At 69.8% G+C, this 14,291-nt stretch carries 15 protein-coding genes; 7 read left to right on the top strand and 8 right to left on the bottom strand.

Annotated features, from left to right (window positions below; all coding sequences use genetic code 11):
- Window positions 1-349 precede the first annotated feature (349 nt).
- The 3 genes from GVY39_RS28170 to GVY39_RS28160 form a co-directional block, all read right to left on the bottom strand.
- Window positions 350-817: a VOC family protein gene (locus GVY39_RS28170; RefSeq protein ID WP_159929817.1), complete on the bottom strand. Its 468-nt coding sequence runs from the start codon at window positions 815-817 to the stop codon at window positions 350-352.
- Between the two features lie 82 nt (window positions 818-899).
- The gene (locus GVY39_RS28165; protein WP_159929851.1) at window positions 900-1,619 is read right to left on the bottom strand and encodes a sensor domain-containing protein; all 720 of its coding nucleotides are present in this window, start codon (window positions 1,617-1,619) and stop codon (window positions 900-902) included.
- Window positions 1,616-2,569 carry a hypothetical protein gene (locus GVY39_RS28160; protein WP_159929815.1) on the bottom strand — a complete coding sequence of 318 codons (954 nt, stop codon included), beginning with the start codon at window positions 2,567-2,569 and terminating at the stop codon, window positions 1,616-1,618. Before GVY39_RS28160 ends, GVY39_RS28165 begins: the two co-directional genes overlap by 4 nt.
- A gap of 133 nt (window positions 2,570-2,702) precedes the next feature.
- On the opposite strand from GVY39_RS28160, the gene lspA reads away from it, so the two are divergent.
- Genes lspA through GVY39_RS28145 form a run of 3 tightly spaced genes read left to right on the top strand, consistent with a single transcriptional unit; the run spans window position 2,703 to window position 4,883 of the window.
- Window positions 2,703-3,302 carry a signal peptidase II gene (lspA, locus tag GVY39_RS28155; protein WP_159929813.1) on the top strand — a complete coding sequence of 200 codons (600 nt, stop codon included), beginning with the start codon at window positions 2,703-2,705 and terminating at the stop codon, window positions 3,300-3,302.
- A complete protein-coding gene (locus tag GVY39_RS28150) occupies window positions 3,299-4,225 on the top strand; it encodes an RluA family pseudouridine synthase (protein WP_159929811.1) in 927 nt (308 codons plus the stop codon). The genes lspA and GVY39_RS28150 overlap by 4 nt, the downstream gene beginning before the upstream one ends.
- A complete protein-coding gene (locus tag GVY39_RS28145; RefSeq protein ID WP_159929809.1) occupies window positions 4,218-4,883 on the top strand; it encodes a hypothetical protein in 666 nt (221 codons plus the stop codon). The genes GVY39_RS28150 and GVY39_RS28145 overlap by 8 nt, the downstream gene beginning before the upstream one ends.
- Window positions 4,884-4,906: 23 nt before the next feature.
- Here GVY39_RS28145 and GVY39_RS28140 read toward each other — a convergent pair whose 3' ends face one another.
- On the bottom strand, window positions 4,907-5,725 hold the full coding sequence (locus GVY39_RS28140; protein WP_159929807.1) for a PhzF family phenazine biosynthesis protein: 819 nt from the start codon (window positions 5,723-5,725) through the stop codon (window positions 4,907-4,909).
- Between the two features lie 81 nt (window positions 5,726-5,806).
- The gene (locus tag GVY39_RS28135; protein ID WP_159929805.1) at window positions 5,807-8,230 is read right to left on the bottom strand and encodes an HAD-IC family P-type ATPase; all 2,424 of its coding nucleotides are present in this window, start codon (window positions 8,228-8,230) and stop codon (window positions 5,807-5,809) included.
- 35 nt (window positions 8,231-8,265) lie between these two features.
- Here GVY39_RS28135 and rarD point away from each other — a divergent pair, with 35 nt between their 5' ends.
- Genes rarD through GVY39_RS28120 form a run of 3 tightly spaced genes read left to right on the top strand, consistent with a single transcriptional unit; the run spans window position 8,266 to window position 9,896 of the window.
- A complete protein-coding gene (gene rarD / locus GVY39_RS28130; RefSeq protein ID WP_159929803.1) occupies window positions 8,266-9,207 on the top strand; it encodes an EamA family transporter RarD in 942 nt (313 codons plus the stop codon).
- Between the two features lie 45 nt (window positions 9,208-9,252).
- Entirely contained in the window at window positions 9,253-9,507 is a 255-nt protein-coding gene (locus GVY39_RS28125) for a type II toxin-antitoxin system Phd/YefM family antitoxin (protein WP_159929801.1), read from the top strand.
- The gene (locus GVY39_RS28120) at window positions 9,504-9,896 is read left to right on the top strand and encodes a type II toxin-antitoxin system VapC family toxin (RefSeq protein WP_159929849.1); all 393 of its coding nucleotides are present in this window, start codon (window positions 9,504-9,506) and stop codon (window positions 9,894-9,896) included. Before GVY39_RS28125 ends, GVY39_RS28120 begins: the two co-directional genes overlap by 4 nt.
- Window positions 9,897-10,036: 140 nt before the next feature.
- Here GVY39_RS28120 and GVY39_RS28115 read toward each other — a convergent pair whose 3' ends face one another.
- Together GVY39_RS28115 and GVY39_RS28110 are read right to left on the bottom strand one after the other, a co-directional pair.
- A complete protein-coding gene (locus GVY39_RS28115; protein ID WP_159929799.1) occupies window positions 10,037-10,534 on the bottom strand; it encodes a hypothetical protein in 498 nt (165 codons plus the stop codon).
- 193 nt (window positions 10,535-10,727) lie between these two features.
- Entirely contained in the window at window positions 10,728-12,056 is a 1,329-nt protein-coding gene (locus GVY39_RS28110) for a DNA polymerase IV (RefSeq protein ID WP_236565715.1), read from the bottom strand.
- A 393-nt stretch (window positions 12,057-12,449) separates the two neighbouring features.
- On the opposite strand from GVY39_RS28110, the gene GVY39_RS28105 reads away from it, so the two are divergent.
- Window positions 12,450-13,337, top strand: a complete 888-nt coding sequence (locus GVY39_RS28105; protein ID WP_201295378.1) for a UTP--glucose-1-phosphate uridylyltransferase — start codon at window positions 12,450-12,452, stop codon at window positions 13,335-13,337.
- A gap of 207 nt (window positions 13,338-13,544) precedes the next feature.
- Here GVY39_RS28105 and GVY39_RS28100 read toward each other — a convergent pair whose 3' ends face one another.
- The gene (locus GVY39_RS28100) at window positions 13,545-14,087 is read right to left on the bottom strand and encodes an NlpC/P60 family protein (protein ID WP_223517202.1); all 543 of its coding nucleotides are present in this window, start codon (window positions 14,085-14,087) and stop codon (window positions 13,545-13,547) included.
- Window positions 14,088-14,291: the final 204 nt, after the last annotated feature.

Genomic DNA, 14,291 nt, shown 5'->3' with positions numbered 1-14,291 from the left:
CATCGTCCCCGAACTCCCCAAAACCCGCAGCGGCAAAATCATGCGCCGCCTCCTGCGAGACGTCGCCGAAGGACGCGAACTCGGCGACACCTCCACCCTCGTCGACCCGAGCGTCTTCGAAGCGATCGCCCGCGGGTAACTATGAGAGCGGCGGACCCGGCCACAAGTGATGAGGGGGTCCGGGTCCGCCGCTGGCGCACTACTCCGACTTCGCCAGGCCGTCGCGCACAGGCCGCAGTGCCGATCGAACCGCCGGATGGCAGACAGCCCCGCCCCCGAACCACTCTCGCACCGAGCAGGGTTCGTGAACGATGATTCGGTTGTCGCCGGATGAGCCGGTCGGCCTCGCTCAGGAGCCGCCGAACATCTCCGCCATCCGGCGGTCCATCTCGTCGGGCGGCACGTCCTCCACGTGGGTGGCCACGGTCCACCGGTGCCCCCACGGATCCTCGAACGAGCCGCTGCGGTCACCGTAGAACTGCGTGGTCATCGGCGTGAGCTCCTTGGCGCCCGCGGCCAGTGCGGCGGCGAAGGCGGCGTCGGCGTCCTCGACGTACACATACAGGTTGACGGGGGTGCCGCCGACCGTCTTCGGATCGAGGAAATCCATATCAGGGGCCGGATCGCCGAGCATGACGACGGAATTACCGAACATCAGCTCGCAATGCGCGATCTTGCCGTCCGGGCCGGGCATGCGCATGCGCTCGGTGGCCCCGAAGATGCTCTTGTAGAACTCGATCGCCGCCGCCGCGCCGTCGATCGCCAGCCCCGGCGAGACCACCGGATATCCATCGGGAACGGGTTTGACATCGGACATGATCAACCTCCGGTCGAGGCATTGTGTCGGACCATGCCGAGCCTATTCCCGCCACCGGCGCGATTGGCCGGATCGTCGGAAATCAGGGGCCTGCGACACCCTGTAGCCGACGCACCTGCGCCGCGGTGAGCGCACTGAGCACACCGGGGTCCACCGACTCCGGCGCGGTCACCGCGACCTGCACCAACGTGCTTCCGACCTGAACGATCGCGACGGACGAGCCGAGGGTGAGACCGTCGCTGGTGGCGCGCACCTGGAAGGCTGTGGCGGCTTGGCCCTCGGCGGGCTGGGCGAGCCCGCCGATCCGGTAATCCACCGGGATATCGGTGGCGTCGGCGCCGGAATAGCGCACGCACCGGCGCAGCGTCTCCTGCACGGCCGAGAACGCGCCGCCGAGCGCGTCGTGCGGATAACTCGCCGCGTCGATATCGATGCTGGAGAAATTCGGACCGGCGTATTGCGTGGACGCCTGGGCGAGGGCGCCGGCGTGTTGCGCGCCGATCGGAGTCAGGACTTTCGCGCATTCCGGCGGATTGGTCGCGGACGCGCCGGACGGTGCGATCCCCGTGTCGGCGCGCGGCGGCAGGGCGGTGAAGCCGGACGGCAGGTTCGCCTCGCCGAGCAGCTGGGCGCCCAACCGGCCGGAGTCGGTCTCAGGGCCGGCCGTCACGGGCGCCGCGGCCACCGCCGGGCCCAGCGGCGGCAGTTCCGGGAGTCCGGGGACAGCACTATCGGAGGACCCGCAGCCCGCGGCGAGAGCGACGGACGCCGCCGCGATCGGCAGGCCGGCCGCACGGATCATTCGGTCCACGACACCTGCGTATCGATCGTCTGCCGCAGCGTGCTGTCGCTGTTCGGATCGCGATAGGCCTGGTGACCGCCGACGGTGATGGACCCGGCCACCGGCAACGGCAATCCGAGATCCACCGTGATGGTGCCCGCGCCCTGCATGACGTAGTCCTGGATGTCCAGGGTGCCCGCGTTGTTCGGCAGGTTCCACACCGGTGACTTCGGCTTCTGGGTCACGTGCAGTTCGATGGTGAGCCGGTCTCCTTCGCGCTTGCTCAGCGTCGCGGTGGTCACCTGGTCCAACAGGACGCCGCCGGTGACCTCTTGGCGCACCGTCCAGACCGCGCCCTCGCCGACGGGCTGGTCGGGAAACGCGATCGACCGGTAGACCGCCTGGTAGAACGCCTGCTCGAGGGCGGCGCGGGCGGTGTTGGACGCGTCCGGCGCCGGCTCGAGCCGCAGGGCGGTGATCGCGCCGAGATCGCTGAGGTCGAAGCCCGCGTGCGAGCCGCCGATCTTGGTGAGCGCCTTGGCCAGCGCCGGGTCGGGCGAGGTGACCGTGCCGAGGGTCAGATCTATCCCTTCCGCGGTGGTCTGCGCGGTCATCGGAATGGTCAGCGCCGGGGTGGAGAAGTCGCGCTTGGGCTGGTGATCGATCTGCTGTTCGATGTGGTGCGCGGTGTAGAGGGTGACCCGCTGCACGGTGCCCGCCGGATACTCCGGCCGCAGCAGCGACCGCGGCTCGGCGCCGACCGATTCGACCGTGGTCACCGCGGCCGCGATCGGCACGGTGACTTCCTTGCCGAGTCCCAGCGGCTCCGTGCCGTCGGACTCGCCGCGCGACTCGGCGCCGTCGCCGCAACCGACACCGAAGGCCGAGAGCCCGACCGCGAGCACCATGAGCAGCACGCCCGAGCGCGCGATCCGCGGAAGGTGGGGGGAAGACAACACCGTCACGTGCATCAGGGTACGACCGCTTCCTGAGTGTCAGCTGGGACATCCGGCCCGTGCGCCGGTCGGCGTGCCGGGCCGGCGCCGACGGCCGCTCCGGCCGGGGCAATCGGACGCGCGCACCGAGCGTGATCGCGCTCGAGAGATGATGGTGCGTGTGAGTGACGACCGGCCGCCCGAGGACATCCCAGCGCACACCTCCGATCCGACGACCTCGTCGGCCCCGCCGCAGCGCCTGCGCACGCTGCTCGTCCTCGCCGCCGTCGTGCTCGGCCTGGATCTGCTCACCAAGACCATCGCGGTCGCGAATCTGACGCCGGGCGATCCGGTGTCGATCGTCGGTGACTTCGCGCGCCTGAGCCTGGTGCGTAATCCGGGCGCGGCGTTCTCCATGGCCACCGGTATGACCTGGTTGCTGACGCTGGTCGCCGCCGCCGTCGTCGTCGGCGTCGTGCGCATCGGCCGCACCCTGCGCTCACTGGCGTGGACGATCGGACTGGGCATGGTGCTCGGCGGGGCGCTCGGCAATCTGATGGACCGGCTGTTCCGCGCCCCCGGCCCGCTGCAAGGCCACGTGGTGGATTTCGTGGCGGTCAGCTGGTGGCCGGTGTTCAACGTCGCGGACTCGGCCATCGTCTGCGGGGCGATCCTGCTGGTGGTGCTCACCGTGTTCGGCTACGAACCGAACGGCACCCGGGTCGGCCACGGCAAGCCCGACAGCGCGAGCGAGGGCAGCGCGGCATGAGGGAGACCAGGACCATGCCCGTCCCCGACGGGCTCGACGGCATGCGCGTCGACGCGGGCCTGGCCCGGCTGCTCGGCCTGTCGCGCACCGCGGTGGCCGCGCTCACCGAGGAGGGCTCGGTACAACTCGACGGCATCGCCGCGGGCAAGTCCGACCGGCTCACTGCGGGGGCCTGGCTCGAGGTGATCTTCCCCGAGCCGAAACGCGAGCTGACCATTGAGGCCGAACCCGTCGAGGGCATGAAGATCCTCTACGCCGACGACGACATCGTCGCGGTCGACAAGCCGGTCGGCGTGGCCGCGCACACCGGTGTCGGCTGGAGCGGGCCGACCGTCGTGGGCGGGCTCGCCGCGGCGGGATACCGCATCTCCACCTCTGGCGCCCACGAGCGGCAGGGCATCGTGCACCGCCTCGATGTCGGCACCTCCGGTGTCATGGTGGTCGCGCAGTCCGAGCACGCGTACACGGTGCTCAAGCGCGCGTTCAAGCAGCGCACCGTCGACAAGCGGTATCACGCTCTGGTGCAGGGGCATCCGGACCCGAGCAGCGGCACCATCGATGCCCCGATCGGCCGGGCCAGGGGCAACGACTGGAAGTTCGCCGTCACCGCGGACGGGCGACCGAGCATCACCCACTACGACACCGTCGAGGCGTTCCAATCGGCGAGCCTGCTGGACATCCACCTGGAGACCGGCCGCACCCATCAGATCCGGGTGCATTTCTCCGCGATCCGGCACCCCTGCTGCGGCGATCTGACCTACGGCGCGGACCCGCGCCTCGCCGAGCGGCTCGGGCTCCAACGACAGTGGCTGCATGCCCGGTCGCTGGGCTTCCAGCATCCGGCCGACGGCCGCTACCTGGAGATCACCAGCGAGTACCCGGACGACCTGAAACACGCCCTGGACGTCCTGCGCGATGCCTGATCGCCGGCTGTCGCCGTGGCGTGGGGCCGCCCTCGCCGCGGCGGCGGTCGCGCTGATCGCGCTGGTCTTCGCACTCGGCGCGCTGCGTCCGCCGTACCGCGCCGCGGTGTCCACCGACCGGCTCGGGCCCGACCAGGGCGAGCAGGTCGCGGATTACCTCGCCCGTTCCCGTGATTCGTTGCACGCGGGCGGCGAGGGACAGCACTGGGCGTTGGTGTCGTTCACCGAACCCGCGCTTCCCGAGCAGATTCCCGCCTACAGCGGCGGTATGCGCGTCTCTCGAGTGCTCTACCGGGTACCTGTTCCACGCGTGCAAACGCCGCTGGTGACCGTACCCGTACCGGAAGGCGTTGACGCGGCGGTGGATTCGGCCCACTACGCGGCTTGGTTGCTCCCCCGCCCCATGGACGACCGCTCCGCCCGCGTGATCGCCTTCTCGGCCGCGCGACTGCGGGAGGGCTGCGCCTGCGTCGTCGGGCTCGTCGTCCGTGGTCCCTCGGCGCGATTGCGGGAGCTGGCCGGCCGCAACGGCGTTCGCGCCGTCCAGGCCCTGCCCGCGGACGCGGTGGCGGGGAGCTTCGCGGTGGCCCCGCTGCTGCCCGACTACCGCGACGTCGTCCTGCCCGGCCCCGACGACGGACCCGTCCCCCAACCGTGAGCGGTCCGGGCGCGCCGGGCAGCTCAGTCCGGCAGGGTGACCACTCCGTCGAGATAGCGGCGGCATCGCCCGAACAGCACCACGCGGTCGCCCGCCAGTTCGCAGCGCAAGCTTCCGCCGCGGCGCGAGAGCTGCCTGGCGTGCAACTCCGTGCGGCCGAGCCGCTCGCTCCACAACGGGACCAGCTGAGCGTGCGCCGAACCGGTCACCGGATCCTCCAGGACCCCCACCGCCGGAGCGAAGAAACGGGAGACGAAATCCACCGAGTCACCGGGTGCGGTGACGATCGCGCCGCGCGGCAGCGCGGGGAACGCCGACAGCACGGGCGCGGCATCGCGCACTTCCTGCTCGGTCGCCACGACGATCACCTCGTCGGTGCCGGAATACGCGCGCACCGGACGCACTCCCAGCGCCGCGACGAGCGCTGGATCAGGCTGTACCGGAATGCTCGGCACGACCGGCAGATCGAGGACGAACTCGTCGTCGTCGGTGCGGTCGACGTGCAACCAGCCGCTGAGCGTGTAGAAGCTCACCCGATCCTCGCCGGGATGGATGTCGGCCAGGATCTGCGCGGCGCTGGCCAGGGTGGCGTGCCCGCACAGGGCGACCTCCGTTCTCGGCGTGAACCACCGGAGATGGAAAGCGGGCCACTCGCCCGGCGGCGCGCCCGCCTCCGGAGGTAAGCGCGAAGTGTAGAACGCCGTCTCGGCGAGGTTGTTCTCCTCGGCCAGCTGTTGCAGCAACGCATCCGGCAGCCACGACGGGAGCGGCATCACCGCGGCCGGGTTGCCCGAGAACGGTGCGTCGGCGAACGCGTCGATCTGGTGCAGCAGTACCTCCATAGTCTCCAGAAGGTACTCCAACTCTGAATGGCCGCTTCGCACAAGGCTTCTCGTGGCGCGGCTAGTCAGGCGTCCAGTCTGTCAGGCGGCGCCGCCGGGTGAGCTGGGCAGCAGTTGCCGCTTGTCACCGAGCAGCACCGCGCTCACCCACCAGGCTGCCTCGACCAGCACAATGCCGACCAGGCCGCAGATCACCGCCGCACCGGTGAGCGCGGCGTCGGAGGGATCGAGTTTGAAGAACTCGCGGGTGAACGGAACGGTGAACAGGACGACGTACGCGCCCACCGACACCGCGATCAGCACCACCTTCCACCAGACGTACGGCCGCGCGACGATGGCCAGCACCCACACCGCGATCATGATCAGCGTGATGAGCGCGGTGGTGCCCGCCTGGACCTTCTGCTGCTCGGTGGCCTGCGGCCCGGCGTAGGCGATCAGGTACGCGACGAAGGTGGCCACGCCGATCACGACGCCCGACGGGATGGCCAAACGCATGACACGCCCGACGAAGCCGGTGCGGGCACGCTCGTTGTTGGGCGCGAGCGAGAGGATGAACGCCGGAATGCCGATGGTGAACCAGGCCGCGATCGTGACGTGGCGCGGCAGGAACGGATAGCCGATGGGCTCATAGCCGAAGATCTGCGAGCCGACTCCGGCGACCCCGATCAAGAAGGCCAGCAGCACGGAATAGACGGTCTTGGTGAGAAACAGATTGGAAACCCGCTCGATGTTGCCGATGACCCGCCGCCCCTCGCCGACCACATAGGGCAGCGTGGCGAACTTGTTGTCCAGCAGGACGATCTGCGCCACCGCCCTGGTCGCGGGGCTGCCCGAGCCCATGGCCACGCCGATGTCCGAATCCTTCAGCGCCAGAACGTCGTTGACTCCGTCGCCGGTCATCGCCACGGTGTGCCCGCGCGACTGCAGGGCGGACACCATCGCGCGCTTCTGATCGGGACGGACCCGGCCGAAGGTGGTGTTGTGGTCGAGCGCGTCGGCCAGGCCGTCGCGGTCCTGCGGTAGCTCCCGCGCGTCGATCGGGTGGCCGCCGCCCGGCAGGTCGAGCGAGGAGGCCACCGCGCCGACCGACACGGCGTTGTCGCCGGAGATGACCTTGATCTCGACATCCTGGCTCGCGAAGTATTCGAGCGTGGCGCGGGCGTCGGGCCGGATCTTCTGCTCCAGCACGACCAGGGCGGCCGGCCGCACGAGGCCGGGGGCGTCGGGTGCGTCCACCGGACGGTCGCTACGAGCCAGCAGCAGCACGCGCAGACCGGAAGCGCCGAGTTCCTCGGCGACCCGCGCCTCCGCGGAGTCCGGGGTGAGCAGCACGTCCGGCGCGCCGAGCAGCCAGTCGCCGTGCTCGCCGTAGGAGCAGCCGCTCCACTTCTTGGCCGAGGAGAACGGCGCCACGGCGGTGCGCTGCCAGCCGGGACCGTCCGGCAACCCCTCGGCGATCGCCTGCACGCTCGCGTTCGGCCGCGGATCGTCGGCCGCGAGCGCGGCCAGCACCGCGCGGACCTCGCCGTCGTCGAAGGCCGCCGACGTCTTGATGTCCGACAGCCGCATGCCGATCTCGGTCAGCGTGCCGGTCTTGTCCGCGCACACCACGTCGACCCTGGCCAGCCCCTCGATCGCAGGCAGTTCCTGGACCAGGCACTTGCGCCGGCCCAGCCGCACCACGCCGACCGCGAATGCGATGGACGTCATCAGCACCAGCCCCTCCGGCACCATCGGCACCAACGCGGCCACCATGCCGGTGACCGCGGGACGCCACGACTCCTTGCTGGAGACCAGCTGGTTGTAGACGCTCAGCAGGCCCGCGGGAACGAGCAGGTAGGTGATGAACTTCAGGATCTTGTCGATACCGCTGCGCAGCTCGGAGTGCACCAGGGTGAACTTGCTGGCCTCCTCCGCCAGCCGCGCGGCGTAGGCGTCCCGGCCGACCTTGGTGGCACGGTAGGCGCCGGACCCGGACACCACGTAGCTGCCCGACATCACCGTCGCGCCGACCGCCTTGTCGATCGGGTCGGCCTCGCCGGTGAGCAACGACTCGTCCACCTCGAGCTGTTCGGACTCCTCGATCGTGCCGTCCACGACGATCTGGTCGCCGGGACCGAGCTCGATCAGGTCGTCGAGCACCACCTCGCGCGGTGCGATCTCGACCGCCGTGCCGTCGCGGCGGACGGTCGGCTTGGCCTGGCCGACGATCGCGAGTTGGTCCAGGGTGCGTTTCGCGCGGATCTCCTGGATGATGCCGACCGCGCTGTTGGCGACGATCAGCAGGCCGAACATGCCGTCGATGATCGAGCCGGTGGCCAGCACCAGGACGAACAGGACTCCGAGGATGGCGTTGATCCGGGTGAAGACGTTGGCGCGCACGATGTCGCGGACGGAGCGCCCCGCGCGATCCGGGACGTCGTTGGTCAAACCGTCGCGGCGGCGTTGCTCGACCTCGGCCACTGTGAGTCCGGTGGCGCCCGGGGCCTGCACGGTAATCGACATGACCGCAAGGCTACGTGACAACTACTTTCGTCTTCGTGCGGCGAAGCAGGTCCATCCCCGGTGTGACGTTCGGCACGAGCGCGTTCTTCTTGTGGGGACTTTTCCCCGCCTTCTTCGGTTTGCTGGCGTTCGCCAGCCCCGGCGAGGTGCTGGCGCAGCGGATCGTCTGGACGCTGCTCGTGGTGGTCGCGGTGCTCGCGGTGAGCGGGCGGCTGCGCGAGCTGCGCGGCATCGACGCACGCGTCTGGCGGCTGGCGGGCGTCGCCTCCGCCGCGATCGCGGTCAACTGGGGTGTGTACGTCTACGGCGTCACCTCTGGTCACGTCGTGGAGTGCGCGCTCGGGTACTTCATCAACCCTTTGGTCACCGTCGCGTTCGGCGTGGTGATCTTTCGTGAGCGGCTGAGCAGGGCGCAGTGGGCCGCCCTGACGCTCGGCGCGACCGCGGTGGCCGTGCTCACCGTGGACTACGGCAGACCGCCGATCATCGCACTGGCACTGGCCTGTTCCTTCGCCACCTATGGCCTGGTGAAGAAGGTCATCCCGCTGGACGCGCTGCGCGGCATCGCCGCCGAGGGCATCGTCGCCGCGCCGTTCGCGCTGGCATTCGCGATCGCCTTGGTGATCACCGGGCACAGCCGATTCACCACCGGCGCCGGGCATACCGCGCTGATGGTGGCCACCGGACCGGTGACCCTCGTGCCGCTGTTGCTGTTCGCCGTCGCCGCCCAGCGGGTTCCGCTGTCCACCATGGGCCTGCTGCAATATCTCACCCCCGCCCTGCAGATGGCCTGGGGCGTCGCCGTCGCGCACGAGCCGATGCCTGCCTCCCGCTGGGCCGGTTTCGCCCTGATCTGGGCCGCGCTGGCGATCTTCACCACCGACGCGCTGCTCCGCGCGCGGCGCGGGCGACGCACACCGCGCCATGTCACCACCGAGCCCGGCCCGCACCCGGACGAAACGCGATCCGCGCCGTGAGAAGAGGCCCTGCTACAGACGTAGCAGTCATGCTACGCTTGTAGCATGACTGCGCTACCCGCTCGCGACTTGCGAAATCACACCGCCGAGGTATTGCGCCGCGTCGAGGCAGGCGAGGAGATCGAGATCCTCAAGGACAATCGGCCCGTCGCGAAGATCATCCCGTTACCTCGGCGTCGACAGTGGGTGCCCGCCCCGGAAATCCTTCGCGAACTGGTTCGCCTCGGCCCGGACACCACAGGCCTGCACCAGGATCTCCGTGAGACGCTGACCGATACGACGGACGACTTGCCGTGGTGAAGGCCGAACGCGCACTCGCGGACACCTCGATATTCATAGGTCTCGAGGCAGAGCGTTTCGACCCGGCACGATTCGACGGATACGAGTGGGGTGTTTCGGTCATCACCCTCGGCGAACTACGTCTCGGTGTGCTGCGGGCCGCGAGCCCGGACGTATCGGCCCGCAGGCTGGCGACCTACCAGCTCGCGAAACAGTTCCAGCCACTGGAACTGGACGAGGCCGTCTCGGAGCACTGGGCGCTGCTGGTCGCGCGTCTGCGAGCCGCCGGGCGCAAGGTGCCGATCAACGACAGTTGGATCGCGGCGACCGCGCTGGCACACGATATTCCGATTGTGACCCAGGATGGCGATTACGACGCGATGCCCGACCTGAAGGTGCTGAAGTTGTAGCAGGTTACGAAGCGCGGCGCACCGGCCACGCAGACCGTATCGACGCCGAGCGAACGTTGCCGCGCCGGGGGATCCGGGGAAAAAAAGGCGGGCCGGTCGCCGGGGCGAACCCCGGCGACCGGTCCGTTCGATCGTGCGGACTAAGCGCAGGCCGCCGACTGCTGGCCGAGGTTGGTCAGCATGGTGCAGGCCCACGCCTTCTGGATCTTCCACTTGCCGTTGTCGGCGACGAACGGCACGTCGACGATGTTCTCCTGGCCGTTCAGGATGAACTTGGCCTTCGCGTTCACGCTGTCGCCGAACGAGGTGACGTCGGTGACCTCGATCTTCACGTCGGCGCCCGCCGCGGCCTGGGACAGGCGGTCCGGCAGCGTCGGATCGGCTTCGGCGCCCTGGACGTTGTCCAGCTTCTCGGAGGCGGGGACCGTCGGGTCGAGCGCGCGGGCGAGGGCGGTGTTCAGCTCCGCGGGGGTCGGGACCGGAGGCAGGTTCGCGCTCGCGGTCGCCGACGCCTTGGCGCTGGTCGACGTCTTCGCGGCAGGCTTGCTGTCCTTGTCGTCGCCGCAGGCGGTCAGGCCAAGCGCGGCGACGATGGCCAGCCCGGCGATCGCTGTGCGTCCAGTCTTACGAAGCTTCAACTGCTCGTCCTTTGCGTTCGAGAGGTCCGTGTCTGTTCCACCATGGCAGCCGCCACCCGAACCGGCGGCGCTGCACGAGGTCCCAGGCTACCGGCACCGGGCGGCGCCGCCCGGGTCCACACGGGACCGACGAAGGTGGTCGGCAGCGAACGTACGCGCCCGACCGGGGGATGTCGAGCGTCGGCCGGGTCCGTCAGCGCAGACTGTCCAGCGGATCGGCCCGGGTGAGCGCGGCATCGTCGGCGGCGAAGGTGCGCGCGGGACCCGGACCGGTGGAACGGGTTTCGAAGCGGACGGTCACGACGCCGAGCCCCGCGCCCTGCACCCAGCCGTGGCCGTGCTCGGGGTGCGTCACGTCCATGCCGGGATGCCAGACGGCGACGGGCAAGGTGGGCGCGGCGGTATGCGCTGCCTCGCCGATCGCGGGTGGGGGTGCCGGCTCGGGCAACGGTTCCGCCACGGCGATCTCGGCGGCGGGGCCGCGATCGAGCTCGGGGAACAGCGACTCCTGACGTACCGTGGACAGCCCCCCGTAGCCGACCCCGACGAGGCGGATCGGACCCAGTTCCCGCGGGTCGAGCGCCGAACGCTGGGCGGCGGCGGCGAGGGTGGCCAGGTCCTCGGTGGCGTAGGGCAGGGTGAAGGAGCGGGTGACGATGCTCATATCGGACTTCTTCAGTTTGAGCACCACCGTGCGCGCCGCGCGGCCGTCCCGGGTCAGGCGCCGGTGCGCCGCGGCGGCCATGTCCTCGATGGCCGGACGAAGCTGCTCGAGGCTGACGATGTCGGTCTCGTAGGTGGTCTCGGCGCTGATCTGCTTCGCCTCGGTGCGTTCGGCCACCGGACGGTCATCGATGCCACGCGCCAGCCGGTGCAGCGCCGCGCCCACGCTGCCGCCGAGAATCGACATCGCCTCCGATTCCGGCAAGGCGGCGAAGGCGCCCACGGTCTCGATGCCCAGCGAACGCAATCTGCTCTCCGCGACCGGACCGATGCCCCACAACTTGCGCACCGGCAGACCAGCGAGCAGATGCTGTTGCTCGACCGGCGAGATCACCCGGATCCCATCGGGTTTGGCCAGACCGGAAGCAATCTTCGCGAGCTGTTTCCCGGTGCCCGCCCCGACCGAGGCGGTCAACCCGGTCCGTTCGCGCACCACCGCGCGCAATTCCGCACAGAACGCGTGCACCTGGGCCACCGTCGCGCCCGCCAACTCGGCGGGCTCGCCGAACGCCTCGTCGAACGACAACGTCTCCAGCACCGGTATCCGGCTGCGCAGCGCGTCGAAGACCTGTCCGCTCACCACGCCGTAGACCGCCCCGCGCGGCGGCACCACCACCGCGGTGACGCCGACCAACCGGCGCGCCTGGTGCATCGGCATCGCCGACCGCGCGCCGAACACCCGCGCCTCGTAGCTGGCTCCGGCAACGACGCCGCGCCCTCCGGTCCCACCGACCAGCACCGGCCTGCCGCGCAAGGTCGGCCGGGTCAGCTGCTCGACCGAGGCGAAGAACGCGTCCATGTCGATGTGCAGCACCCAACGCCGGGCGGCGCTGTCCGCGTCGGCGAGCTCCGGAGGATGCTCCGGACTCACCGGGCTTTCGCCGGGTGTTGTCCCGGACCGGGTCGCCGGCGCGGCCGCGCGCTCCACACTCGGCTTCTCGGTACGCACGGCTGCAATGTACGCCCGCCCACCGACACCTGGAGGCAGCGGTGACGCTGTGCGATGGCTGTGCGCTAGCTGCCGGTTGCCTGCCGGTCTCGGCACCGGCTCCGGATGGCCGCCGTTCCGCCGTGGTGGCCTTGATCTGCCCTTTTCCGCCGTCGAACGATGTACTGGAGAGTCTCGAATAACCCGCCGACCTACCGCCGGGACGCAACCTGACTCGCGGTCCGATATGTGATGATCGGACCCATGAATATCCGCAAGGCCGTCATCCCGGCCGCTGGTATCGGCTCTCGCCTGCTTCCGCTGACCAAGGCCATCCCCAAGGAGATGCTGCCGGTCGGCGACAAGCCGGTGATCGAGCACACCGTCCGCGAGCTGGTCGCTTCGGGCATCACCGACATCACCATCGTGGTCAGCGGCGGAAAATCACTGATCCAGGATCACTTCCGCCCCAACCCGGCGCTGGTGGCCCAATTGCGCGCGGACGGCAAGACCGCCTTCGCCGACGCGGTCGAGGAGGTCGGCGAGCTGTCCCGGCTCGGCCACATCACCTACCTCGACCAGCACGGGCCCTACGGCAACGGCACCCCGGTGCTCAACGCCGCGCGCAATCTCGGCGACGAGCCGATGCTGGTGCTGTGGCCGGACGACGTATTCGTCGCCGAGGTGCCGCGCGCCCAGCAACTCATCGACGCCTATGAGGCCACCGGAGCCCCCGTCCTCGCACTGATGCCGATGGACCCGTCCGAGTCGCAGCGCTACGGCGTGCCGGTGGTCGCCGACGACCACGGCAACGGCCTGCTGCGCATCACCGGGCTGCGGGAGAAGCCTAAGCCGAAGGACGCGCCGTCGTCCTTCGCCGCAATCGGCGGCTACGTCGTCACCCCCGGCATCATCGAGGAACTGCGCACGCAGACCGAGGCGTGGTACGAGCACCGCACCGGCGAGGTGTATCTCACCGATGCGATCAACGTGCACGCGGCGAACAACCCGGTCTTCGGGCAGGTGATCCGCGGCCGGTGGTACGACACCGGCAACCCGGCCGACTACTTGGTGGCGCAATTCGCCTCGGCGCTGGCGCATGCGCAGTACGGACCGTTGCTGCGCACCCTCGCCGACGGCCTCGACAACTGATCAGCCCGCACCGCAGCCGACAGCGCTGAGCCGCTGTGCCCAGCCGGCCACAGCACGCGGCACATGACGCCGCCGAACAACCTGCACCCGGCCCAGGGTCGGCGCCGACGGGCGATATCGCGGCCCCGACCACACCTGTTGGTCGGGGCCGTTTTCTCCCAGCAGAAGCAGAAGCCGCGATTCGTGACGCAGGTCCTCGATCGGTGCTCAGAAGCGCCGGATGGCGTAGATGTCGAATTGTTCCAGCGGGGTGTAGCCGACCGGCACACCCCAGTCGTAGGCGTTGAGCACCTGGCCCAAACCGGCGTAGATGCCGACATGGGAGCCGTCACTGTTCAGCACGACGATGTCCCCGGGGGAAAGGGAGGCCCGCGGGACCGGCGTGCCCGCCTTCGCCTGCTGCCAGGTGGTCCGCGGAATGCTCACGCCGACCTGTCGGTACGCCCACTGCACCAAGCCCGAGCAGTCCCAGCTGGAGGGGCCGGTCCCGCCCCATTCGTAGGGCTTGCCGATCTGGGTAGTCGCCGCGGCCAGTGCGCCGAGGCCGAACACACTGGGCACCGGCAGGGCGGCCGAGCCGCTGGCGCTGCCGGAGTCGCCACTGCCCGAGGCCGAACCGGACGACGCGCTGCCCGGCCCGCTGCCGGAAGCGCTGCCCGTATCGGCCCAGGCAGGTCCGACGGGCGAGAGGATTGCGATGATCGATAGCGAGAATCCGAGTGCGATGCGGTGCAACGATTTTCTCGGCACGTACTCGCCCCTTCCATGGGCGCGGTCGACTGGCCACCGATCGGCAGCCTGGCTAATACATGGCATCAGCAGCGGTCACCGATGCGGGACCGCGGCCACCCGCGCCGGACGTGTTTCCGGCACGGCCGAATTCCAAGTAAGACAACCCAGAAAGAGAGACTGCCGCCCCCAGCGATCATCTGGGCAACAGCAGCGACATCGCAG

This window comes from Nocardia sp. CY15, assembly GCF_009829295.1.
Taxonomy (GTDB): domain Bacteria; phylum Actinomycetota; class Actinomycetes; order Mycobacteriales; family Mycobacteriaceae; genus Nocardia; species Nocardia sputi.
This window is presented reverse-complemented; position numbering and strand designations above follow the sequence as displayed.